Origin of the sequence: Embleya sp. NPDC056575 (genome assembly GCF_042793325.1) — a bacterium.
GTDB lineage: Bacteria > Actinomycetota > Actinomycetes > Streptomycetales > Streptomycetaceae > Embleya.
This window is the reverse complement of sequence record NZ_JBHTVA010000008.1, coordinates 37,751-61,522: the sequence shown is the minus strand read 5'-3', so window position 1 is coordinate 61,522 and position 23,772 is coordinate 37,751. Positions and strand designations below refer to the sequence as shown.

Sequence of the window (23,772 nt, the reverse complement as noted above, 5' to 3'; positions counted from 1 at the left end):
ACGCGGTCCGGTCCGGTGCGGTCGGATCCCACCGGAGACCTGTCGTGGGGGTGTGGGAGCATCGTGCCGGCCAACGCGACGACGGGGAATCGAGAACATGCTCATCTGGGGTTTCAAGACCATATTCAGAACACTCTCGGGGGGCGTCTTCCACTGCCCGCAGTGCGGAGGTGATCGGCAGTATCACCTCAAGCAGGCCCGCCGCTGGTTCACCCTGTTCTTCATCCCGATCTTCCCGTTCAAGCAGCAGGGCACCCACGTCGAGTGCGCGACGTGTGGCGGCACCTTCCACGACACCGTGCTGCAGGGCGCGACCAGCGCCCAGATCTCCGCGCAACTCGCGCAGGGCATGCGGGCATTGGCGGTGGCCGTGCTGCGGGTGACGGGCATGCCGTCCACCGCGGCCCGCACCGTGGCCGCGGGTGCCGCGGCCGAGGCGGGCGTACCCGGGTACACGGTCGCCCAGCTGGACGCGGACCTGGCCGGCGCGCCGGTCGACCTGGCGCCGATCCTGGTTCCGCTCGGCGACCAACTCCAGCCGCAGGGCCGGGAATGGCTGCTCTCCCGGGCGGCCCTGATCGCCGCGGCCGACGGCGGCATCGGCTCCGCCGAGCGGGCCCTGCTCGACCAGGTCGGCGGGCTGCTCCAGATGACCCCGGCCCACGTCACCGGCGTCGTCGAGACCGCGCAGCGCAACGTGCCGCGCGGCTGACCGCACTCTCGCCCGACCGCCGAGATCCCGCCTGCCCCGACGAACGGGCGGGCGGGATCTCGGCGTTCAACGGGACCGCGGCGGTGGGGTACGCCCGCCGGCCGGATCCGGTGCGCCCCGATCGGCCAGGACCCGGCGGGCCTGGCGGCCCAGGGCGAGCAGGCGCCCGTCCGCCGTCCATACCGCGCTGTCGTCCAGGGCCCAGCCGTTGCCGGCGTGCTCGGTACGCATCCGGACCAGCGCCCAGCCGGACACCGGGCCGTCGTCCAGTGCGTCGCCGAAGTGCACCGTCAGCTCGGCCGACGGCGCCGCCCTGGGCCGGGTCCACCGGGCGAACAGCGCGGGCGGCAGGGCGTCCGCCAGGATCACCACGGCCGCCGCGTCCAGTGCGCGCCGGTCGGCGAACCGGATCCACGCGAGCAACTCCGGGTCGGCGGCGCCGGAGAGCGGGAGGTTCGGCCCGGCCGGGCGGATCTCCAGGTGCCCCGCGAACGCGACCAAACCCGCCGGCAGGGCGAACGGGTCGCAGTGGTCCGGCGGCGGCACGGTGGGCGCGGGGGAGCCGGCCTCGTTCGGCCCGGGACGCCGGGCGCCGAAGACGGCCGAGCCGAACAGCACCGGGGCACCCTCCTGCGCGGCGCGGAACGAGGCGACCGAACTGCCCCGGCCGGCATGCTCCACCGTGCCGGTCAGCCGGAACGGGCGCTCGTCCACCGGCCTGAGGAAGTGCGCGTTGATCGTCCGCGCGGATCGATCCACGCCCGACCGCGCGACCACGTCGTCCCGCATCGCCTCCAGCGCGAGTGCCGCCAGGCTCCCGCCGTGCGCGCCCTCCCACGACCACCACGACCGGTCCACGGTGAACTCGCGCACCGACGAGGGGGTCGCCTGGGCCACCGCCGTCCCCGCCTGCTCCATACCGGCACCTCCCGACAACTGGGTTGGAAATCCCAACTCACTATATCCATGGGCGCGCCACCGGGTCGGTTCGGGGGTCGTACGCGGTTCGCCGGCGCGGGGCTGCACGAACTGCGTCCCCGCGCGGTCGAGTTGCCTCGATCCGGCCGCTGGAGCGTGTCGCCGACCCGGTCCGACGGCCCGATTTCGCCCTCCGGGCCGGGGAATTGGGGTCGCGGCGGGCAAAGTGACGGGTTGTTCGCCGTCGGCGGAGGGTTCGGGGCGTCCGGGTGGGTATCGAAGGAGCAGGTGGCGCGCGTCGCGTACACCGCGGCCTCTGCGCCGGACCGGGAACGACCAGGAGGACGCGGCCATGACACGGATCAGGATCGTCAAACGCCCCGTTTCCCCGCGGCCGCAGCCGCCGGCGGATCTGCGCACACCATCCGGGCGTCCGATGCCCTATTGATCCCCATGCCGTCTCGGCGAGGGCCACCGGGTGTGGTGATCACGACCGTTGCGATCATCACACCGCCCTGGCGGGCGCCCGCGGGGTGGCGTCCACACGTCCGCGACCTGCGTGACCGTCGCGGTCGCCGATACCGCTCACCCTGACGTACCCCCGAGCCCCGACGCCACGAGAGCGTCGGTGCGATCGCCGAGGCCAAGGGCGCGAGGGTGGTACGGATCGCCGTCGCCTGGAAGCTCTCGCGCGGTGAGGACGTCATTGCGCCGGTCGGCGCACCGTCGGGACCGGTCGGCCGAGGCCCTGGGCACGCTCGACGTCGCGAACCGGGCCGGCGCCGAGATCAACCGCCACGTCGACGGCCGGGGCCTGGCGCGTCACCCGTTCATGCCGCCGACCGTCCCCTTTTGCGCGAATCGGACAGTGGGTGGTTCGGCTGTGTGGGGTTTGACCTGCTCTATGCCGGGGGGCGAGCGGAGGGCGGGATTCCTCTCTAGTCTGGGGCGATGAGGAATCGTCCCCCAAATGGCCCATGATGGTGGTCACGTGCGGAGTTTGGTGGGGTGTGTGCCGGTCGTCCGCGGCACGCGTGGCATGCTGTGCCGTCAAAGTTCTGCCGGATGGGGGAACGGCGGCCGTCCCGGGGGGAAATCGATGAAACTGGCCTTCCTGGTCGAGGAGCACTACCGCCATGACGGCATGCCGCTCGACGTGATCCGACAGCTCGACGCGTGGGGACACCACGTCGACATCGTGCGTCCCGGCAGCTCGCTGATCGGCCTGTCCGACGTGATCCGGGCCGGCTCGCACGACGCGTGGGTGCTCAAGACCGTCTCCGGCGGCCCGGGGCTGGGTCTGCTGGAGGCCGCGGCGGCGCTCGGGCTCACCACGATCAACGACGCGCGTTCGATCCGGTCGGTCCGGGACAAGGCGGTGGCCGCGGTGATCGCGCGCGCGCACGGGCTGCCCATGCCGGACACCTGGTTCGCCGCGATCCCGGACCTGCTCGGCGCGATCCCCGCCGACCGCTACCCGCTCGTGGTCAAGCCCGCCGACGGCAGCTCGGGCCGGGCCGTGCACCTGGTGTCCGGCCCCGAGGACCTGGCCGGCCTGGCCGCCGAACTGGTCGACGAAGGACCGTTGTTGGCCCAGGAATACGTACCCAATTCCGGGCAGGACCTGAAGGTGTACTCCGTCGCCGGCGAGCTGCACGCGACCGTGCGCCGCTCGCCGCTGCATCCGCAGCAGCCGGTCCGGGAGAGCCGGGTGCCGCTGCCGCCCGGAACGGCCGCGCTGATGCAGCGAATCGGCGCCACCTTCGGCCTCGACCTGTTCGGGGTCGACATCATCGAGGGGCCGGACGGCCCGATGGTCGTGGACGTCAACGACTTCCCCAGCTTCCGGTGCGTGCCCGACGGCGTCGCCCGAGTCGCCCGCGCGGTTCTCGACCTCGCGGCCGGAGGCACCGGCGTCGGCGCCGGGGCGGCCCACGCCACCGGCTCGGTCACCGCCGTGCGTCCGCCGCTGCGCGCCAGGTCCGTGGTCACCCCCGCCCGTGCCGCCGCGAGCCCGATCGTGGACGCCGCGCCGGCCGCGTACGTCGGCTGACGGGGCGCGTGCACACGTGCGGATCTGCCTCGTCACCGACCGCCCCGACCACCCGCTTCTCGCGGACACGCGCGTCCTGTTGACGCCGCGTCACGAGGTCGTCGCGGTCGACCCCGACACCGTCACCGCCGATCACCCGATCACCGCCGACGTCTACCTGCTCAAGGCCCGTACCGCCCGGGCGCTCGCGTTCGCCGAACGAGCCGAGCGGCACGGTGCGCGGGTGCTCAACTCGGCGGCGGCCACCCGCGCCTGCCAGGACCGGGTCCGGATGGCCGAACTCGCCTGGGCCGCCGAACTGCCGTTCCCGGACACCACCGCCTTCGCCTCGCCCGCCGAACTGCTCGATGCCGGACCGGCGTTCCCGTTGATGGTGAAGAGCCGACACAGCCGCAGGGACGACCTGGTGGCCCGGGTCGACGATGAGCCGGCGCTGCGGGCGCTGGCCCGGGAGTGGCCCGACGAGCCCATCGTGGCCCAGGTGTTCGTCGACAACGGCGGCTGGGATCACAAGTTGTGGGTGGTCGACGGGCACGTCTTCGCGGGCCTGCGCCGCACCGCGCTCGACGGCCCCGCCGAGACCAAGCCGATCGCCCCGCCGGACCTGCCGACCGGCTGGGCCGCGCTCGCCCGCCGGGTGGGCGGGGCGTTCGGTCTCGACGTCTACGGCGTGGACATCCTGGAGGTCGACGGCGTCCCGTCGATCATCGACGTGAACGCCTTCCCCGGCATGCGCGACATGCGCGGCGCGCCCGAGGCCCTGGCGGAATTGGCCACCCGATCCGGAATGCCGCCGCGTACCCGAATGTCGGCCGAGGCGGAGTTGTCCGCCTCCCGTCCGACCCGTGCAATGCGCGTGGAACGGGCGAAACCCGTCCGCTGATCCCCGGCCACTGCACACGTGTCGAAGACGGTGCGCGTCGACTGCGTCAATCGACTGCGAAGATCGCGGGCGTGCCGATAGGTTACGGATCCGTCGCCGATTCGGCGGATTCCGCCCCAACCTTTTGCGGGAAAGGCTGCACCATGCCGTTTTTTGACTTCTTTGCGACCTTCATGATGGGCGCCGGCGACTACCTGGAGCCGTCCACCCTGCTCCTGCTCCTCGCCTGAACCCACCGCCCCCCGCCAACCCCCTCAGGCCTCACCGTCGGTGCGCTCGATGCGGCGCAGGGCGGCCCTGGCCTCGTCCGCCTCGGCCGAGGCGGACGAGCCGGCCGTCCCCAGGCGCTCGTAGCCCGCCAGCGCGGACGACCAGTGCGCACGGGCGGCGGCCGCGCCGTCGATCGCCTCGGTCGTGCGAGCCAGCCCGGCCAGCGCCCGCGCCTCCTCCAGCGCCGTGCCCATCCCGCGGGCCAGGTCCGCACTCGTGCGGTACTCCGCCCGCGCCTCGACCACATCGCCCAGGTCGGAGTACGCCTGCGCGAAGCCCGCGGCGGCCCGCTGTCGGTGCAACCGGTCGCCGATCCGCTCGGCGATCTCGCGCCCCCGGGCGAAGTGCGCGAGCGCCTCGCCGGGGTCGCGCATCGCCAGATGCGCGAGACCGACGTTGATCCGGGTGTCCGCCTCGGAGCGCAGATCGCTGATCTGCCCGTAGACGTGCAGCGCCTGCGCGTAACGACGCAACGCGACGAGCGGATTCCCGCGTGCCAGTTCCACCTGACCGAGATTGTTCATGAGGATCGCGTATTCGGCCCGCGCATTGCTTTGACGAGCCGCCTCCAGTGATTCCAGGTAATACCGCTCCGCATTGTCCAGATCATCCCGCAGCAGAAAGATCTCGCCGACGTTGTTGAGCACCTTCACCAATTCGCGCCGCTCGCCCAACCGCTCATAGATGTCCCGCGCCGCGAGCAGCAGACCCGTCGCCCGATCGTATTTCCGCAAATGGCCGTTCAGCACACCGAGATGCAGCAGAATTCCGGCCCGGCCATGCGGACCGTCGATCTCCCGATGTATCTCCAGGGCCCGATCGAGGTGATCCTCGGCGTCCTGGAAACGGCCCGCCCGCAGGTGTGTGGCGCCGATCTCGGCCAACGCCTCGGCCCGGCCGCGCCGATCCTTCGCGCCCTCGGCGAGCGTGAGCGCCTCGCTCGCGTCCAGGAACGCGGCCTCGTGGTCGCCCAACCGCCACTGGATCGACGCCCGTTCGATCAACAGGTGCGTCGCGGCCCGCGCCCGGCCCGGGCCGCACGCGCGCCACTGGTCGAGGGCTGCGGAGTACAGATCGCGCGCGAGCCCCCACGAACCCCACTTCAGCAGCGACCGAGCCAACACCTCGGCGAGGTGACGTGCGTGGTCGGACGCCACGCCCGTGACCGGCCGTGCCGCCGCGATCAGGTTGAACCGCTCCCGATCCAACCACTCCTCGGCCTCCTCGGGCGTCTCGAACGGGATTTCCGTGCGCCGCGCGGGTGCCGGAACCAGGCCCGATCGGCGCCCGTGCGGATAGGCCAGCCGGTCCGCGCGATCGGCGAGATCCAGATACAGATCGAGGACCCGTGTGACCGCCTCCACCCGCTCGGGCGCGGACTCCTCGCGGTACGCCGTGTGCAGCGCGAAGTCGTGCACGAGGTCGTGGAAGCGATATCGATCGTGCGCCGGTTCCTCCAGGAGATGCGATTCCACCAACTCGTCTATGCCGTAACCGACTTGATCGGCCCCGAGGCCACATATCGCCACCGCCGCGGCCCGGCCGACATCCGGTCCCGGATGCAGCGCGAGACGCCGGAAGACGAGCCGCGCGACCGAACCCAGTTCCGTATAGGACAGGTTGAACGCCATCGAGATGCCCGGCGGCGCGTCGATCACATCCAATGTGCGCGGTGCCTCGGCCAGTCGGGTCGCCAGATCGTGCACCCGCCCCGCGCGATGACGAAAACGATTCGCGGTGAGCTGGACGGCCAGCGGGTGATTCCCGCACCGTTTCACGATCTCGGCGACCGGCGCGTGATCCGCCTCGGCCAACTCCCGGGACTCCTCGGCGATCCGGGTGAACAGGGCCGCCGCGTCCGCCGCGTTCGGCACCCGCAGGGACAACGAGCGCGCGCCTTCGAGATCGGTGAGCCGGCGCCGACTGGTCACCAGGACCCGGCAGCGCGGACTGCCCGGCAACAACAGCCGCACCTGCGCGGCGTCGCGGACGTCGTCGAGCACGATCAACGCCCGCCGATCGGCCATGGTCCGCCGCCACTGCGCCGCCCGCAGATCGGGCGTGGCCGCCAGCTGCGCGCTCGGCACACCCATCTCGCTCAGCAACGAGCCCAGTGCCTCGGCCGGTTCGATCGGCGACTCGTGCGCGTCGTGTGCGTGCAGGTGCAGATACAGGCGCCCGTCCGGATAGTTCGCCCGCATCAGGTGCGAGGCATGGATCGCCAGACAGGTCTTGCCCACCCCGGCGAGGCCGGAGATCACCGTGACCGGCAACGCCGTCCCGACCTCGTCCTCGCGCAACAACTGGGCCAACTCGGCGCGGCGACCGATGAAGTGCCGGGTGTCCCGCAGCAGCGTGTCGGGCGCGCTCGGCGCCGGCCGCTCGGGCAGGGCCTCGCGCGTCACGGACCCACCGGACACCCCGGCGGGGATGGCCAGCGCCGGATCCCGGCGCAACAACCGGGTATGCAGCCGCTCCAGATCCGGCCCCGGATCGGCGCCCAACTCGTTGCTCAGTCGGGCCCGGGTGCGGCGATAGGTCTCCAAAGCCTCGCCGTAGCGCCCGCACCGGTACAGCGCGAGCATCAAATCGGCCACCACCGGCTCGGCGACCGGATGTTGCGCGGCCAAGTCGCGTAACTCGACGACGACTTCGGCATGACGGCCGAGTGCGAGCTCCAGGTGAACACGTCGCTCACGGATCTGTCGGCGCTGCTCCTCGAGGCCGCACCGGATCGATTCGATCCACAACCCGGGCAGCCCGGCGAACGGCTGACCGCGCCATAGGCGTTCGGCCTCGCGCAACACCTCCGCGGCCGACGCCGGATCCTCGGTGTCGTTGGCCCGTTCGCGCAGCAGCCGAAAGCGGCGGAAGTCGACCTCCTCGGGATCCACCTGGAGCCGATACGTCCGGGAATCCGAGGACAGACGGCTCGCGTGGCCGGTGGCGCGCAGACGCCGCCGCAGCCGGGACACATACGTGCGCAGCGTGTCCAAGGACGTGGGCGGCGGCTCGTCGTCCCACACCCGGGCGATCATCGCGTCGGTGGAGACCGCGGCGCCTTCCGCGCCCAACAGCACGGCCAGCACGCATCGTTCCTTGATCGATCCCAGGGGCTGTCGGGCGTCGTCCACCCACAGTTCCATCGGGCCCAGTGCCCGGATCGATAGCACCGCGTTATCCCCCCGCCCCAGTCCCTCCTGGCCAACGCGCCCGGTGCCGAGGTGTCGTGTGACAACTGTGGCACGTCCTGCCACAGGGCCACCAGAAGACGACGGCCCCGATCCGTCCGGAAATCGCCCATCCGCAAGAGGGCGTTCCGGTTGCGCACGGGTGATGCCACGTGACTGCCGGCAACCTGCAAGGAATTCACCCCACCGGTCGGGGATGTCCCGGTTGTCGGCGGCAACGGCCGTTTCGACCCCACAGATCCGCTCGGCCACGGGGGAACGGGGCCCGTCCGGTGGTGACGATGCTCATGGAGGCGCGAATGACGATCCTGTCCGGCAGCGAGCCCAGACCCGTACCGGTCCGACCGGACGCGGCACGGTGGACGACCCGATCGGCGGAGCGGGGGGTTCTGGTCGTGGTGCACAACGTCACGTCGGGACAACGCCTGATCGACGCGGTCGGTCTGCTCGAAGGAGACCTGCGGGTCCAGGTCTTCTTCACGATGGCACCGACGATCTTCACCTCGGGAGTCGCCGAGTTCCTGGACCGGCTCGGCGCCACCACGGTGCCGTGGCACCGGGCCGTGGACATGCGTTTCGACCTCGCGTTGGCGGCGGGGCACGAGGGACTGGCCGAACTCGACGCGCCCGTGATCGTGATGGCGCACGGCGCGGGGCACAACAAGCTGGTCCCCGCGCCGCGCGGCGGACGGATGGTGGCCGCCCGGGGGACGTACGGGCTGGCCCCGCAGGATCTGATCCGGGACGGCCGGTTGGTGCCGGCCACCATCCTGCTCGCGCACGCCGAGGAATTGGCCCGGCTCGGCACGACCTGCCCCGAGGCGGTGCGCGCCGCCGTGGTGGCGGGAGATCCCAACTACGACTGCCTGCTGGCCAGTCGGGCGCACCGGGCGCGCTATCGCGACGCGCTGCGGATCGCGCCCGGCCAGCGGCACATCGTGGTCACCTCCACATGGGGCGGCAACTCGCTGCTCGGCCGCACCCCCGAACTGCTGCACCGGATGACCACCGAACTGCCCCGGGACGGCTACCGGGTGACCGCGCTGATGCACCCGAACGTATGGAGCGGCCACGGCGCCTGGCAGGTGCGGTCCTGGCTGGCCGAGGCGTTGCGGGACGGCCTGGTGCTGATCCCGCCGGAGGACGACTGGCGGGGCGTGCTGGTCTCCGCGGACTGCGTGGTCGGCGATCACGGTTCACTGAGCCTGTACGCCACCGCCACCGACGCACCGGTGGCACTGGCGACCTACCCCCGGGCGGACATCGATCCGGCCTCCCCGCTGGGCGACCTGGCGCGCTTCGCGCCGCGGATCCGGCACCGGCGCTCGATGCTCGCCCAGTTGTCCCGCATCCCGGCGGACCACCGGCGGGCGGACTACGCCCGGGTGGCCGCGCGGATCACCTCCCAGCCCGGGGCCTTCGCGGGAAACATGCGCCACCTGATCTACCGTCACCTCAAGCTCAAGGCCCCGGCCGCGCGCCCGAGGGTGCGGATCGCCGACCTGCCGGGGACACCGCGATGACGGGGTGCGTGCCGGGCGGGGGCCCGGATCCGTCCCCGGTCCGGCCGGCCGGGGCCGGGGCGGTCGCGGTGACCGTGGTGGTGCGAGGCGGTGACGGCCGGACCGTGGTCGACGAGCACGTGCGGGTCGAACTGCCGTCGCCCCGCGCGGGGGTGGCCGATGTGTTGGTGGTCGCCGAGGGTGGGCGGCGGTCGTGGGCGGGACTGGGGGAGCGGGACCGGGAGCTGGCGGCGGCGCATCCCGGGGCCCTGGTCACGCTGATCGTCCGCGGGCCGAACCTGGCCCTGGTTCGGATCGGTGCGGCGTCGCCGGGGCGGGTACGGCGCGGCGAGGCCGATCCGCCCTGGCCGCGCTACGCGTCGATCCTGCACGCGTTGACCGTCCTCGGCGCGGCGGGTCCGGGCTGAGCCGGACCGTCACCCCGGCGGATCGAGGCCGCGCAACCGCGCGCGTACCGTCTCGGCCGCCGGGGCCCGCACCGCGTCCAGCAGGCCCAACGCCTCGCCGTACCGGTCCCGGGCCTCGGCGGCTCGCCCCTGTCGCTCGGCGGATTCGCCCAGCGCGGTGAGCACGTGCGCCACCTCCACGCTCGCGTTGTGTCCGCGCAACACCCCGAGCGCGGCGAGCAGATGCGGATCCGCCCGATCGGGTCGGCCGTCGGCCACCAGCCCGCGGCCGATCAGGGCCCGCGCCCGCGCGGCGTTGTACCCGTCGCCGACCCGCTCAAGGCCGGCGTGTGCCGCCTCGGCGTGGGCGATCGCGTCGGCGGCCCGGCCCGCGCGCAGCGCCACATCCCCCCGATTGAAGCGGGCCAACGCGGCGGGACGCGGGTCGCCGAGGGCCAGACACCGGACCTCGGCCTCGCGAAACGCCTCGTCGGCCTCGTCCGGTCGATCCAGGCCCAGCAGCGCCAGACCGGTGTAGTTGCGCGCCCTGGCCGCCCCCACCGCGTCGCCGGACCCGGCGCACACCTCGGTCGCGGCGGCGAACATCTCCAACGCCCGGAGATGTCCGCCGCAGTCCAGTTCGCACAACCCGCCCGAGGTCAACATCCGCGATTCCGCCGCCGGATCGGCACAGGCGCGGGCCGCCTCCAGACCCAACTCGTGCGCCGCGCGGGCATCCTCGAAGTACTTGCCGCGCAGGAACAGCGGCCACAGCGCGTCGGTCAACTGCCAGACCACGCTGTGCAGTTCGGCGGTCGCGGCGGTGCGGACCGCGGCGATCAGGGTGACCCGCTGTCGCTCCAACCAGGCCAACGCCTCCGGGCCGTCGGCGAAGTCGACCCGAGGCACCTTCGTGCTCGCGTAGTCCCGGGCCAGTGACCGGTGTTGGGGTTCGAGCAGTTCCTCCGCCCGGGTGGCCGTGGCCAGGTAGTGGTCCAGGATCGCGCGCAGTGCCTCTGTGCGTTCGGAGCCCGAGCGTTCGGACATCTTGTCCACCGCGTGTAGTCGGATCAGGTCGTGGAATCGGTAACGCTCGTCGGCGGTCTCGGTGAGCAGATTACGATCGAGCAGGTCCTCCAGCACGGCCGGCGGCCCGTTCACCTCCCGGGTCCCCAGTACCGCCGTCGCCACCACCGGCCCGAAGTCCGGGCCCGGATGCACACCGAGTCCGCGATACAGCCGCGCCGCCGCGTCCGGCAACTCGCGGTACGAGACGTCCAACGCGGCGCGCACGGTGTGGTCGCCGTCCAGGGCCAACGCGTCCAGGCGCCCGCGCTCGTCGGCCAGGGCGCGCACCATCGTGGTGATCGGCCGGGTCGGCCGCGACGCCAGCCGGGCGGCGGCCACCCGGACCGCGAGCGGGAGTCGGGCACACAGCTCGACCAACTCGGCGGCCTCGGCCGGTTGCTCCCGGACCCGGTCGTCGTTCATCGTCTCGGCCAGGAGCTGCACCGCGGCGGCGTGGTCGAGCGGTTCCAGCGGTACCGGCACACCGCCGTTCACCAGCAGCCCCGACAACCGGCCGCGACTGGTGACCACGGTGAGGTTGGCGCCGGCCGGCAGCAGCGGGCGGACCTGGGCGGCGGTCGTCGCGTCGTCGAGCAACACCGCCAGTCGGCGGCCCTCCGTCAACGAGCGGTACAGCCCGAGTTGTTCGGCCGGGTCACGTGGCACCCGATCCGCCGGGACCCCGAGCCCGCGCAGGAAGCCGCCGACGATCTCGCTCGGCAGGGCCGGGCGTTCGCCCCCGTGGCCGCGCAGATCGGCGTACAGCCGGCCGTCGGGAAACGCGGCGTGCGGTCGACGCAGCCAGGTCAGCGCGAGCGTGGTCTTGCCGACCCCGGGCTGCCCGCCTAGCAACACCAGCCGCGTCCCGGCCGCGCACAGCCGATCCAGCGCGTCCAGTTCGCGCACCCGATCGACCATCGGCGGGGCCGGCGGCAGTTGCCACGGCACCACGGCGGCGTCGGCGGGGCCAGCGGGGCCGATGGACACGTGGATGCCCCCGTGTACCGTGCCCGCCTGCACGCTGGGTCCGTGTACCGTCCCGCCCAGTTCGTTGTGGCTGCCCACCGCCCCCGGCGACGGGCCGTTCGCGTGCCGATCGTCGACGCCCGACACGGACCCCCCGTTCGTAGCGGCCGAAACCGCCCGTACGCATGGCCGAATCCGGCCCCGGCGGACGGGCGGGCACAGTGGATGTTTGTCGCCGGACGAGATCGCGAAACATTTCGCACGGGTTCGCGGGGCTTCGTTCCCGGTATCCGGGAATCGACATCCGCCCTCGCGTGGCCTCAACCGCGCTTCGGCAGCAGCCGTTCCAGATCGGTCAGGACACGGTCGGCGGCCGTGTATCCGGTGCCGACCATCCAGTATTCGTCGTCCACCTCGTGCGCCCGACCGGCCTTGACCGCGCTCAGCGTCCTCCACAGCGGGCCGCCGGTGACCTTGTCGTGGTCGGTCTTGTCCTTCGGACCGTACGTGGCCACGAAGATCACGTCCCCGTCCGCCTGTTCGATGCGCTCGGCGCTCACCTCGACCATGAAGGTGTCGACGTTCTGCGCGGTCGGGCGGCCCAGGCCGATCTCGCTCAGGACCGTGCCGACGAACGTGGCCTTCCCGTACAGCCGGTTCTGGCCCGCGACGAAGCGCAACACGCTCACCTTCACCGCGCCCGGGTCGCCCTGCGCGCTGCCCAACGCCTTGGCCCGCGCGGTGAAAGCGGCCACCACCCGGTCGCCCTCGGCCTTCTTGTTCAACGCGTCGGCGTCGAGCAGGAAGTTCTGCCGCCACTGGGTGCCGGCCTGCTCGGAGAAGACCACCGGGGCGATCCGGCTCAGCGCGTCGTAACGATCGGCGTCGCGGACCAGGCTGCCCAGGATCAGATCCGGCTTCAGCGACTCGATCACCTCCAGGTTGGGCGCCCCGATCGCGCCGACCTCCTTGATCCCCGCCGTCTTGTCGCCGTGATACCTCGGGAACCCGGCGCCGGGACTGCCCACCACCGAACCCACGGGTTTGACGCCCAGGGTGAGTGCGGTGTCCAACTCGCCCATGTCGAGGGTGACCACACGCTTCGGCGCGACGGGGACCTTGACCACGCCCTTGGCGGTGCGCACCTCGCGGGTGTCGGCCGAGCCGGACTCGGTGCCCTTGCCGCCGTCGGCGCCCTCGGCGGAGCACCCGGTCAGGACGAGCGCGGCGACCACGCCCAGGGCGGCGGCGACGCGGGACAGGGAGGCGGATCTCATCGGAACTCCTCGAAGAACGGAGGCGGGCGGCGACCGTGATCGCGCACGACCGGCGGGCCGAACGGGAAGCGCGTTCGCTACCCGATCTTTCGGGGTTGCCCCGGAACCACCATCGGCGCACCCGTCACCGGGCAGGGGATGACCACACAGTCGAGCCCGAAGACCTCGCCGACCAGATCGGCGGTGACGATCTCGCCCGGCGCACCCTGCGCCACGATCGTGCCGGAGCGCATCGCGATCAGGTGATCCGCGTAGCGGCACGCCTGGTTGAGGTCGTGCAGCACGGCGACCACCGTGCGCTCGCGCGTGACGTTGAGCTCGCGGACCAGGTCGAGCACCTCCACCTGGTGGGCGATGTCGAGGAACGTGGTCGGCTCGTCCAGCAGCAGGATCCCGGTGCCCTGGGCGAGCGCCATCGCGATCCACACCCGCTGGCGCTGCCCGCCGGAGAGTTCGTCCACGTAGCGGTCGGCGAGTTCGACCACGTCGGTGCGCCGCATCGCGTCGGCCACCACGTCCTCGTCCTCGTCCGACCACTGCTGCCACCAGCGCTGGTACGGCTGCCGGCCGCGCGCGACCAGGTCGGCGACGGTGATGCCCTCCGGCGGCACCGGGCTCTGCGGCAACACGCCGATCCGCCGGGCGATTTCCCGGGTGGGCAGGTCGCGAAGCGCCGCGCCGTCGAGTAGCACGCTGCCGCCGACCGGCTTGAGCAGCCGGCCGAGCGAGCGCAACAGGGTGGATTTGCCACAGGCGTTCGGGCCGACCACCACGGTGACCCTGCCCACGGGCACGTCCAGGTCCAGGTCGCGGACCACGATCCGGTCCTCGTAGCCCAGGGTGAGCTCCCGCGCGGCGAGCTGATGGGTGGTCACGAGGCGCCTCCGGAACGGGATCGGGTCAACATCCACAGCAGGTACGGGCCGCCGACCGCGGCGGTGAGCACGCCCACCGGCAACTCGGCGTCGGAGATCAGCATTCGTGCGCCGATGTCCGCGATCACCACGATCAGCGCGCCGAGCAGCGCCGAACACACCAGCGGCACCTGCGGGGTTCGGGTCAGCCGGCGGGCCACCTGCGGCGCCACCAGGGCGACGAAGTCCACCGGCCCGGCGGCCCCGGTGGCCACCGACGCGAGCAACACGCCGACCACGACCAGGCCGAGCCTGATCCGGCCCAGCCGGATGCCGAGGGCGATCGCGGTGTCGTCGTCGAACCCGGCCGACCGCGACGCCCGCGCGGCCCACACGATCGCCGGGGTCAGCGCGAGCAACACCCACAACAGCGGCTCGCCCTGGGACCAGCCGCGCCCGTTCAGGCTGCCCGACATCCACACCTTGGCCTGCTGGGCGAGGACGACGTCGGCTTTGGTGAGGAGCAGGTTGGTGACCGAGTACAGGGCCACCGACACGCCCACGCCGATCAGCACGAACCGCTGCGCGTTCAGCCCGCGACGCCAGGCCAGCACGTACACCAGGAAGGCGGCGATGGTGCCGCCCGCCACGGCGGTGAGCGGGGTCGCGGTGGGCCCGCCGTAGCCGAAGACCAGGCCGAACACCACGGCCGCGGCGGCCCCGTGCGAGACGCCGATCACGTCCGGGCTGGCCAGCGGGTTGCGCGCCACGGTCTGGATCAGCGCGCCGGCGATGCCGAAGGACAACCCGACCAGGAGCCCGACGGTGGCGCGCGGCAGCCGCAACGTCTCGACCACGAAGCTGTCGTCGGCGCCGACGAGCACCTTGAGCACGTCGCCGGGGAGGATGAAGCGCTCGCCCACACAGAGGCTGAGCAGGAATCCGGCGGCGAGCAGCAGGGCCACGATGCCGGTCACGACGACGGAACGGCGATGCAGGAGGAGGGAGAAGCCGGGGCGACGGACCAGGAGGTGACCGTAGGGGCGGTAACTCGGGTGGCCGGGGCGGTTCGGCCGGCTCGGGTGGCCCGGGCCGCTCCGGCGGCTCGGGTTGCTCTGCACGCTCGGCTGCTTCATCCGGACACCACCGGCTTGCGGCGCACCAGCGCGACCAGGATCGGCACGCCGATCAGCGCGGTCATCGCGCCCACCTCGACCTCGGCGGGCGGGAACAGGACCCGCCCCAGCACGTCGGCGACCAGCAACAGGATCGGCGCGAGCAGCGCGGACATCGCCAGCACCCACCGGTGATCGGTGCCCACCAGGGCCCGGGCGGCGTGCGGAACGGCCAGGCCGACGAAGGAGATCGGGCCGGTCGCGGCCACCGCGACGCCGGTCAGCACGGTCGCGCCGAGGCCGCCGAGCACCCGGATCCGGTTGACCTTGTGGCCCAGGCCCTTGGCCACGTCGTCGCCGAGCGCGAGCGCGTCCAGACCGCGCGCGGTGACCGCCACCAGGAGCACGCCCACGCCGAAGAACGGCACCATCTGCCAGGCCACCTCGTCGGTACGCCCGGACAGCGAGCCGACCAGCCAGAACCGGTACTGGTCCAGGGTGCCCTGATCGGTGGTCAGCACCATGGTGATCACCGCGCCGAGCGTGGCCGCCAGGGCCTGCCCGGACAGCGCCAGCTTCACCGGCGTGGCACCGCCGCGCCCCCGCGCCGCGACCGCGTACACCAGTACTCCCGTGCACAGCGCACCGGCGAAGCCGAACCAGACGTAGCCGGTCAGGCTGCTCACCCCGAACACCGCGATCGCGGTCACCACGCCGGCGGCGGCGCCGGTACTGATGCCCAGGATCCCGGGCTCGGCGATCGGATTGCGGGTCAGCCCCTGCATGCAGGCGCCGGCGATGCCGAGGGACGCGCCGACGAGCAGGGCCACGACGGTACGCGGCACCCGCATCGAGTTCACCACGATGGCGTCGGTGGAGTCGCCGCCGTGCACGAGCGCGTCGAGCACCACGCTCGGGGCGATGCCGCGACTGCCCACGGCGAGGCTGAGCAGACACGCGGCGGCCAACACGAGCAGCACCGAGACCATCAGGAGGGCTCGGCGCCGCGTCGTTCGACCCCGCGTCGGGAGGACGTTCACTGGAGCAGGTTAGGCTGGCCTAATATGTCCGGCCCAGGCGGGGGGCGGGTTCGGCGCGGGTCTCACGCAGGGTCGCCGCGCGACTGCGCCGACGCGTGCGCGGATCGCGGGCGAGGGGTTGCGTCGAGCGGTGTGAACGCCTAGGAGTGAGCGTCATGACCACGACGCTGTTCCGCGGCACCATCCGCACCGGCACGGGCACGTGTACGGGCACCGGCTCGGGCTCGGGCGACACCGACGCGCTGGCGGTGCGGGACGGCCGGGTCGTGGCGCTGGGTGCGGATGCGCTCGCCCTCGCGGCGGTGGCCGACGAGATCGTCGACCTCGGCGACGGCCTGCTGCTCCCGGCGTTCGGGGACGGACACGCACACCCCCTCTTCGGCGGGCTCGAACACTTCGGGCCGCGGATCAAGGGGCTGACCGGTGTCGAGGCGATCGCCGCCGAGGTGGGGCGCTGGGCCGCCGAGCACCCGGACGAGGAATGGATCGTCGGCGCCAGTTACGACCCGACCCTGGTCCCCGACGGCGAGTTCGACGCCCGCTGGCTGGACGCGGCGGTGGCCGACCGGCCGGTGGTGTTGCGGGCGTACGACTATCACACGGTGTGGTGCAACTCCGAGGCGCTGCGCCGGGCCGGGGTCGGCGACGCGACGCCGGAGCCGCGACTGGGCTGGATCGTCCGGCGCCCGGACGGCTCGCCGATGGGCACGCTGCGCGAGTGGCACGCGTGCGACCTGGTGCTGGATCGGGTGCCGGGCCGTCCGCTGGACGAACTGGTGGACGCACTGCGGGTGGCCGGCGAGGCGTACGCGAGCGCGGGGCTGACGTGGGTTCAGGACGCCTGGGTGGAACCGGAGATGGTGCCGGCCTATGTCGAGGCGTCACGGCGCGGCGCGTTGGCGTTCCGGGCCAACCTGGCGTTCCGGGCCGATCCGGATCGTTGGCGTGCGCAGCGGGCCGAGTTCGTCACGGCGCGGGCGACGGTGGCGGCCGAGGGCGGGCCGCTGTTGTCCGCGCGGACGGTGAAGTTCTTCGCCGACGGGGTGATCGAGGGCGGCACGGCGGCGATGTTGGCGCCGTACTGCGACGCGCCGCACAGTTGTGGGATGCCGGTGTGGGCGCCGGCCGCGTTGGCCGCGGCGGTCACCGCGTTCGACGCGGACGGGTTCCAGGTACACATCCACGCGATCGGCGACGCCGGGGTGCGCGCCGCGCTCGACGCGATCGAGGCCGCCGCGACGGCCAACCCGGAATGGGACCGGCGGCCGGTGATCGCACACGTGCAGATCGTCGACCCGGCCGACCTGGCCCGGTTCGGCCGGCTCGGGGTGATCGCCAACTTCGAGCCGCTGTGGGCTCAACTCGACCCGCTGCAAGTGGAGTTGTCGATTCCGCGCGTGGGCGCTGAGCGGGGCGGAAGGCAATACCCGATGCGCGGCCTGCTCGACTCGGGCGCGCCGGTGTCGTTCGGCAGCGACTGGCCGGTGAGTTCGCACCGGCCGATGGAGGGCATCCAAGTCGCGGTCACGCGACGGACGTTCGAGGGCGCGCCGGAGCAGGGGTGGGCGCCGCACGAGCGGTTGACGGTGGATCAGGCGCTGGACGCGTATACCGACGGGGTCGCCCATCAGGCGTTCGCGGACGACCGGCGGGGTCTCGTGGTGGGCGCGGTGGCCGATGTGGTGTGGTTGAGCGCGGATCCGCGCGGGGTGGATCCGATGACGCTGCGGGAGGTCGCGGTGCGGGGGACGTGGCTGGCGGGGACGCGGACGTACTGAGCGGTTCGCCCACCTTTGCCCTTTTCCTTTACGATTCCCGCTCCTCCAACCCACCGATTGTTGGGTAACTTTCGGATGGCTGTGCATATTTGGTTGGTGGATGACCCGTTCGAGTGAATTGAAGGGCCATTCGGGCCAAAGCCGATGATTTGACGAGACGATCGCTGCCATGAGCGCATGGGGTCGGGCGCGCCGGTGGGGGTGCGTGGTCGGGGCGGGGGCCTTGTTGGCCGCTCCGGCGAGTGTCGCGTGGGCGGGGTCGGGGTCGGGTGCCGGTGGGGGTCATACGCCCGGCACGCATGTGGATGTGTGCGTTTCGATCGGTGGGTCGCCCGGGGCGAGCGTTCGGGTCGATGTGACGCCGGCCACCGGGCCGCCGACCGGGGGGATCGGGCTCACGGTCGATTTCCGGTTGTTGCGCAACGGGTCCTGCCGGCCCACGTCCAGCCCCAAGCCGACACCCACGACGCCCAGGCCCACCACGCCCAAGCCGACGCCGCCTCCGACGAAGCCGACGCCGGTGCGGACCACGCCGGCTCCGCCGGTGGAGCGCGCGACGCCGATGGCGGTGGTCGTACCCAAGGCCACGCCGCCTCCGGTGCGGACGACGCCACCACCGCCGCCGACCACGCCGCCGCCGACGACCCCGCCCGTGGCGGCCCCGCCGCCGCTGCAACCGATCGCGGTGCGGCGGCCGTTGGCGCGACCGGCTCCGGCGCCGCCTCCGGTGCGGGGGAACTCGCTCGTCACCACGACGTTGCTGATCACCGCGCCCGCGATTTTGGCCGGTGCGGCGCTCAAGCCGCGCGGTCGGGCGGGGGCGCGCGGATCCGGTGGCGGTGGCGGCGGGCACGGCTGAGGCGCCGAGCGCGGCCGAGGCGCCGAGTTTGCCGCCTCCCCGACTTCCGACTCCCTGGATCCCTTGCCTTTTTTGCCCCGGAGGTCATCCGTGACGCATTGGGTTGTACTGGCGCTCGCGATGGTCGCGGTGTGCGCGGTCGTCCTCTCCGTCGTCGTGCTCAAGCAGCGGCGGTTGCCGGACGACGACGACCCGTCGGCCACGCCGGACGTGCTCGAATACATGACGATGATGATCGGCGTCGTCTACGCGATCGTGCTCGGCCTCGCGATCGCCGCCGTGTGGGAGGGGCGGAGCGCGGCCGAGGACGAAGTGCGGCACGAGGCGCAGGCGTTGCACGAGGTCAGTGAGCGGGTTCGGGTCTATCCGCCGCAGGTGCGCGATCAGATCCGAGCGGACATCGACGCCTACGTGAAGTACGTGGTCAAGAACGAGTGGGGCTATATGGCCGACCACGGCGAGTTGTCCCCGCGCGCTTCGCAGCTGTTCGCGACCGTACGCAACGAGGTGACGGACTACGCGCCGCAGGGCGACCAGGAAACGCAGATGTACCAGCCGATCCTGGACCAGATCGCGATCGCGGACGACGCACGGCAGGCGCGGGGTGGGCAGGCGGGCGCGTCGATGCCGGGGCTGGTGTGGTTCGGCCTGCTCACCGGGGCGATCGTCACCGTCGGGATGATCTTCACGCTGCAGATCCGCAGATCCGCGCCGGAGTTGATCGTTGCGGGCTTGTTCAGTGCGTTGATCGCGTTCCTGCTGTTCCTGATCTGGGACCTGGACGCCCCCTTCGGGCAGGGGATGACGGCAGCCTCTGACGCGTTCGTGTCGTTGTTCCCGGGGGCGAAGTAACGGCGGAGGGGGAGGAGGGCCCTGATAACGGGCCCATTGGTTCCGCCGGGTCCCCCGAACAGGACCAGGACCACCCCGGCGCGGCGACTTTCGCGCCGAGCACGCGACGCCGATCGGATTCCCGAGTGGGCGGGGGTGCTTTCGGCGGCCGCTGCGCCGTTGGTTGCGGCCGGCTGGTCCGGGGCCGGCCAGAGTCGGTGGTGGGCCGCCGCCGGCGTGCGGGGCTCCGAGACCCGAAGCTCGCGACGAGATGGGCGTGTTGGTCGGCGGAAAACCGGCCGGCAGCGGCGGGGCGGGAGGGTGGCCGGGCTGAGTCCGCCGAGGCGCCTTTCCGAGTGGGTCGAGTGTTTTCGGCCGGGGTTGCGACACGGGTTGCGGGTGGCTGGTGCGGGGTTGGTCTGAGTCGGTGGTGGGCCCGCCGCCGGCGTGCGGGGCTCCGAGACCCGAAGCTCGCGACGAGGCAGGCGTGTTGCTTACCGAAAACCGGCCTGCAGCGGCGGGCAGGGAGGGCGGTCCGGTCGAGTTTTCCGGGTGGCCTTCCCGGGTGGGCCGGGTGTTTTCGGCGGAGGTTGCGTCTTTGGTTGCGGGTGGCTGATGCGGGGCTGGTCTGAGTCGGTGGTGGGCCGCCGCCGGCGTGCGGGGCTCCGAGACCCGAAGCTCGCGACGAGATGGGCGTGTTGGTCGGCGGAAAACCGACCTGCAGCGGCGGGCAGGGAGGGCGCTCGGGTCAGGGCTGCCGGGGCGTTTCCCGAGTGGGTTGCGTGTCTTCGGCGAGAGTCGTTCTTGGGGTTGCGGCCGGCTGGTGCGGGGCTGGTCAGAGTCGGTGGTGGGCCGCCGCCGGCGTGCGGGGCTCGGAGACCCGAAGCCCCCGACGAGACGGGTGTGTTGGTCGGCGGAAAACCGGCCGGCAGCGGGGCGGGGAGGGTGGTCGGGTCGAGTCCGCCGGGGGCCTTCCCGAGTGGGTCGGGGCGGTTGGGGGCGTTTGGAGAGGGGTTGGGGTTCGCAACCGGATCGCGGTGCGTGGTTTCGGGCTTCGAGCTTCGGTGACCTGCGGTTTTGCGGAGTCGAGGGGCACAGTCGGGCGTCGAGTGCCGGTTTCGTGCGCTCCGACGCCCTTGACGCCGCTGTGGGGTCGAAACTGCGCAGTCGAAGTTGACTTCGCGTGCTGCGCCCTTACAAAGGCCGTCGAGGAGACCGAAAGTGCCCAGTGGAGGTCGAAACCGGATCCCGAGGCACCCGCAAACCAAATCCAGCAACGCTGACCTGCGGTTTTCTCTCCCCCAAAGGCTGCGACACCCCACGGGATCCGGTTTCGTGAACCAAAGCCACGCACCAGCCGCCGAAATTACCCGACCCGTCTGGGATGCCTCCCCGGCAGCCCTGACCCGAGCCCCCTCCCTCCCCGCCGCTGCCGGCCGGTTTTCGCCGAGCAACACCCTCGTCTCGTCGGGAGCCCGAAGGTTTGGAGCCCCGCACGCCGGCGGCGGCCCACCACCGACTCTGACCGGCCCCGGACCGGGCCTCCGAAGCCGAAGCGCAACCCCCGCCGGAAACCAGCCGACCCACTCGGGAAGGCCGCCCGGGAAACCCGACCCGGCCACCCTCCCGCCCCGCCGCTGCCGGCCGGTTTTCCGCCAACCAACACGCCCGTCTCGTCACGAGCTTCGGGTCTCGGAGCCCCGCACGCTGGCGGCGGCTCACCACCGACTCTGACCGGCCCCGCATCAGCCATCCGCAACCAAGGCGCAACAGATGCCGGAACCGCCCGACTCACTCGGGAAGGTCACCCGGCGGACTTGACCCGAGCGCCCTCCCTGCTCGCCGCTGCTGGTCGGTTTTCGCCGAGTAACACCCCCGTCTCGCCGGAAGCCCCAGGTCTCGGAGCCCCGCACGCCGGCGGCGGCCCATCACCGACTCAGACCAACCCCGCACCAGCCACCCGCCGCCACAAGCGCAACTCCCGCCGGGAACACCCGACCCACTCGGGAAGGCGTCCTTGCGCACTCGACCCGACCGCCCGCCGCACACCCTGCCCCGCCCCAACCACCCACCCCGCCCCAACCACCCACCCCACCCGCCCCCCGCCCCGCGCCCCGTGTCGGTTGCGCTACGTGTCGTTTGATGCGTCGTGTACCAGCAACGCGATCTGTACGCGGTTGTTGAGATCAAGCTTGGTGAGTAGTCGGGAGACGTAGGCCTTGACCGTGGCGATGCTGATGGAGAGTTCCTTGCCGATTTCGGCGTTCGTGTGGCCCTTGCCGACCAGCGTGGCTACGGCGCGTTCGCCGTCGCTCAGGTGGGCGAGGGCGGATTGGGCTCGGGTTCGGCGGGGGTCGATGGTCGTTGCGGCGACGTAGGTCATCATGCGGCGCAGCACGTCGGGGGAGAGCATCGGTTCGCCGGCCGCGACGCGGCGGATGGCCTCGACGATGTCCGGGGGCGGGGTGTGCTTGAGCAGGAAGCCGCCGGCGCCGGCCCGCATCGCCTTGAGGATGTGGTCGTCGGTGTCGAAGGTCGTCATCACGATCACCTCCGGCGCCTCGGGGCGGGCTCGTAGGGTCGCGGTGGCGGCCAGGCCGTCCACTCGGGGCATCCGGATGTCCATCAGCACCACGTCGGGCCGGTGTTCGTCGACCGCGCCGAGCACGTCGGCGCCGTCGGACACCTCGCCGACGACGCGGATGTCCGGCAGCCCGGACAACATCATGGACAGTCCGGCTCGAACCAGCGCGTCGTCGTCGACGACGAGGACCCGGACACAGCCGTCGGTGCTTTTCACTTGGCCAACGGTAGCCACACGCGCAGGCTGAAGTCCCCATCGGTGGTGGGGCCGTGGTCGAGGCGGCCGCCGACCAGGGCGACGCGTTCGCGCAGGCCGATCAGGCCCGCGCCCGCGCCGGGGATGGCGGTGGGGCGGTGGCCGTGGGGGAGGCGGTTGACCACCTCGATGGCGAGGCCGTCGTCGGGGGCGGGGGCGACCACGACCCGGACCCGGGCGCCGGGGGCGTGTTTGCGGGCGTTGGTCAGCCCCTCCTGGACGATCCGGTACGCGTGCCGGCCGGTGCGTCCCGACACCGACGGCAGGTCGGCCAGGTCCAGGTCGACGGTCGCGCCGGCCAGTCTCGATTCCTCGATCAGCGCGGGCAGGTCGTTCAGCACGGGCTGGGGCCGCTCGGGCTCGCCGTCGTCGTCGGGGTGGGCCCGCAGGACGCCGATCACCTCGCGCAGGTCCTCCAGCGCCTCGAACGCGCATTGGCGGATCACCTCGGCGGCGCGGGCCTCCTCCGGCGAGGCGCCGGCCCGGTACTCCAGCGCGCCCGCGTGGATCGCGAGCAGCGAGATCCGGTGCGCGAGCACGTCGTGCATCTCCCGGGCCAGCCGCTCGCGTTCGAGGTGGCGGGCCTCCTCCACGCGCAGCCGCTGGCCCTCCTCGGCCTGCCGGGCGCGCTCGCGCCAGGACGCGGTCAATTCGTGTTGGGAACGGATCAGCATGCCGGTGGCCACGGCGGTGGTGATCAGCAGCGTGATGGCCAGGACCGACGTCCAGTAGGCGCGGGCCGATTCGGCGCCCACCCAGAATGTGCCGGTGACGAGGGTGATGTCCAGGGCGGCGACGGACGCGACGACCCGCCAGGGGCGGTGGATCGCCAGGCTGAGCAGGGCCACCGGCGCGGATCCGGTGAGCGCGGCCGAGAAGAAGCCGACGAGTATCCAGGTCACCGCGAGCCCGGTCGGTCGGCTGCGGCGCAGCAACAGCATGGCCACGAACATGACGCTGCCGAGGATGATCTCGAGCAGCATGTTCGGCGGGTTGGGGTCCTGGAGGGCGGTCGTGAGGATCAGCGAGCCGAGTCCGAGGGCGCCGAGCGCGTAGCCGAGGTCGACGTTCCATTGGCGGCGGGTGCGTTGCGGGACGAGGCCGCGGACGAGACCGGTAGGGCGCGCGCCGGGGGCGGTTGGGGTGACGTGGCTGGTGAGCACACTGCAGCCTAGGCAGCGCCGTCGGCACTCCGGCAGTGACCGGGAG

18 protein-coding genes are annotated in these 23,772 nt (G+C 72.3%); 8 read left to right on the top strand and 10 right to left on the bottom strand.

Annotation, left to right across the window (positions count from 1 at the left end; translation table 11 throughout):
- The first annotated feature begins 97 nt into the window (after nucleotides 1-97).
- A complete protein-coding gene (locus ACFRCG_RS08180; RefSeq protein WP_380029970.1) occupies nucleotides 98-712 on the top strand; it encodes a zinc ribbon domain-containing protein in 615 nt (204 codons plus the stop codon).
- A gap of 66 nt (nucleotides 713-778) precedes the next feature.
- Here the strand turns inward: ACFRCG_RS08180 and ACFRCG_RS08175 are convergent, their stop codons facing one another.
- Nucleotides 779-1,630, bottom strand: coding sequence for an acyl-CoA thioesterase (locus ACFRCG_RS08175; protein ID WP_380029969.1), 852 nt, complete (start codon nucleotides 1,628-1,630; stop codon nucleotides 779-781).
- Nucleotides 1,631-2,729: 1,099 nt separating this feature from the next.
- Between ACFRCG_RS08175 and ACFRCG_RS08170 the strand changes: the two genes are divergently transcribed.
- The 3 genes from ACFRCG_RS08170 to ACFRCG_RS08160 all read left to right on the top strand — a co-directional run bounded on the left by ACFRCG_RS08170 (nucleotide 2,730) and on the right by ACFRCG_RS08160 (nucleotide 4,796).
- Nucleotides 2,730-3,683 (top strand): RimK family alpha-L-glutamate ligase, encoded by a 954-nt coding sequence (locus ACFRCG_RS08170; protein WP_380029968.1) that lies wholly within the window; start codon nucleotides 2,730-2,732, stop codon nucleotides 3,681-3,683.
- A 16-nt stretch (nucleotides 3,684-3,699) separates the two neighbouring features.
- Nucleotides 3,700-4,566 (top strand): RimK family alpha-L-glutamate ligase, encoded by an 867-nt coding sequence (locus ACFRCG_RS08165; RefSeq protein ID WP_380029967.1) that lies wholly within the window; start codon nucleotides 3,700-3,702, stop codon nucleotides 4,564-4,566.
- 71 nt (nucleotides 4,567-4,637) lie between these two features.
- Nucleotides 4,638-4,796, top strand: a complete 159-nt coding sequence (locus ACFRCG_RS08160; RefSeq protein WP_380029966.1) for a hypothetical protein — start codon at nucleotides 4,638-4,640, stop codon at nucleotides 4,794-4,796.
- 24 nt (nucleotides 4,797-4,820) lie between these two features.
- On the opposite strand, the gene ACFRCG_RS08155 is transcribed toward ACFRCG_RS08160, so the two are convergent.
- Nucleotides 4,821-8,009 (bottom strand): tetratricopeptide repeat protein, encoded by a 3,189-nt coding sequence (locus ACFRCG_RS08155; protein WP_380029965.1) that lies wholly within the window; start codon nucleotides 8,007-8,009, stop codon nucleotides 4,821-4,823.
- A 317-nt stretch (nucleotides 8,010-8,326) separates the two neighbouring features.
- Between ACFRCG_RS08155 and ACFRCG_RS08150 the strand changes: the two genes are divergently transcribed.
- Complete coding sequence (locus ACFRCG_RS08150; RefSeq protein ID WP_380029964.1) at nucleotides 8,327-9,550, top strand: hypothetical protein; 1,224 nt, start codon at nucleotides 8,327-8,329, stop codon at nucleotides 9,548-9,550.
- Nucleotides 9,547-9,957, top strand: coding sequence for a hypothetical protein (locus ACFRCG_RS08145; RefSeq protein ID WP_380029963.1), 411 nt, complete (start codon nucleotides 9,547-9,549; stop codon nucleotides 9,955-9,957). Before ACFRCG_RS08150 ends, ACFRCG_RS08145 begins: the two co-directional genes overlap by 4 nt.
- A 9-nt stretch (nucleotides 9,958-9,966) precedes the next feature.
- Here the strand turns inward: ACFRCG_RS08145 and ACFRCG_RS08140 are convergent, their stop codons facing one another.
- The 5 genes from ACFRCG_RS08140 to ACFRCG_RS08120 all read right to left on the bottom strand — a co-directional run bounded on the left by ACFRCG_RS08140 (nucleotide 9,967) and on the right by ACFRCG_RS08120 (nucleotide 16,205).
- The gene (locus ACFRCG_RS08140; protein WP_380029962.1) at nucleotides 9,967-12,117 is read right to left on the bottom strand and encodes an ATP-binding protein; all 2,151 of its coding nucleotides are present in this window, start codon (nucleotides 12,115-12,117) and stop codon (nucleotides 9,967-9,969) included.
- Nucleotides 12,118-12,290: 173 nt separating this feature from the next.
- The gene (locus tag ACFRCG_RS08135; protein ID WP_380029961.1) at nucleotides 12,291-13,247 is read right to left on the bottom strand and encodes an ABC transporter substrate-binding protein; all 957 of its coding nucleotides are present in this window, start codon (nucleotides 13,245-13,247) and stop codon (nucleotides 12,291-12,293) included.
- A gap of 77 nt (nucleotides 13,248-13,324) precedes the next feature.
- Nucleotides 13,325-14,122 (bottom strand): ABC transporter ATP-binding protein, encoded by a 798-nt coding sequence (locus tag ACFRCG_RS08130; RefSeq protein WP_380029960.1) that lies wholly within the window; start codon nucleotides 14,120-14,122, stop codon nucleotides 13,325-13,327.
- On the bottom strand, nucleotides 14,119-15,237 hold the full coding sequence (locus ACFRCG_RS08125) for a FecCD family ABC transporter permease (RefSeq protein ID WP_380029959.1): 1,119 nt from the start codon (nucleotides 15,235-15,237) through the stop codon (nucleotides 14,119-14,121). The genes ACFRCG_RS08130 and ACFRCG_RS08125 overlap by 4 nt, the downstream gene beginning before the upstream one ends.
- A complete protein-coding gene (locus ACFRCG_RS08120) occupies nucleotides 15,234-16,205 on the bottom strand; it encodes a FecCD family ABC transporter permease (protein WP_380030095.1) in 972 nt (323 codons plus the stop codon). Before ACFRCG_RS08120 ends, ACFRCG_RS08125 begins: the two co-directional genes overlap by 4 nt.
- 206 nt (nucleotides 16,206-16,411) lie before the next feature.
- Here ACFRCG_RS08120 and ACFRCG_RS08115 point away from each other — a divergent pair, with 206 nt between their 5' ends.
- Nucleotides 16,412-18,034: an amidohydrolase gene (locus ACFRCG_RS08115; RefSeq protein ID WP_380029958.1), complete on the top strand. Its 1,623-nt coding sequence runs from the start codon at nucleotides 16,412-16,414 to the stop codon at nucleotides 18,032-18,034.
- A gap of 282 nt (nucleotides 18,035-18,316) precedes the next feature.
- Here the strand turns inward: ACFRCG_RS08115 and ACFRCG_RS08110 are convergent, their stop codons facing one another.
- Nucleotides 18,317-18,835, bottom strand: a complete 519-nt coding sequence (locus tag ACFRCG_RS08110; protein ID WP_380029957.1) for a hypothetical protein — start codon at nucleotides 18,833-18,835, stop codon at nucleotides 18,317-18,319.
- Between the two features lie 148 nt (nucleotides 18,836-18,983).
- On the opposite strand from ACFRCG_RS08110, the gene ACFRCG_RS08105 reads away from it, so the two are divergent.
- Nucleotides 18,984-19,745, top strand: a complete 762-nt coding sequence (locus ACFRCG_RS08105; protein ID WP_380029956.1) for a DUF4239 domain-containing protein — start codon at nucleotides 18,984-18,986, stop codon at nucleotides 19,743-19,745.
- A gap of 2,107 nt (nucleotides 19,746-21,852) precedes the next feature.
- Here the strand turns inward: ACFRCG_RS08105 and ACFRCG_RS08100 are convergent.
- Complete coding sequence (locus ACFRCG_RS08100) at nucleotides 21,853-22,524, bottom strand: response regulator (RefSeq protein WP_380029955.1); 672 nt, start codon at nucleotides 22,522-22,524, stop codon at nucleotides 21,853-21,855.
- A complete protein-coding gene (locus tag ACFRCG_RS08095) occupies nucleotides 22,521-23,726 on the bottom strand; it encodes a sensor histidine kinase (protein WP_380029954.1) in 1,206 nt (401 codons plus the stop codon). Before ACFRCG_RS08095 ends, ACFRCG_RS08100 begins: the two co-directional genes overlap by 4 nt.
- Nucleotides 23,727-23,772 lie beyond the last annotated feature (46 nt).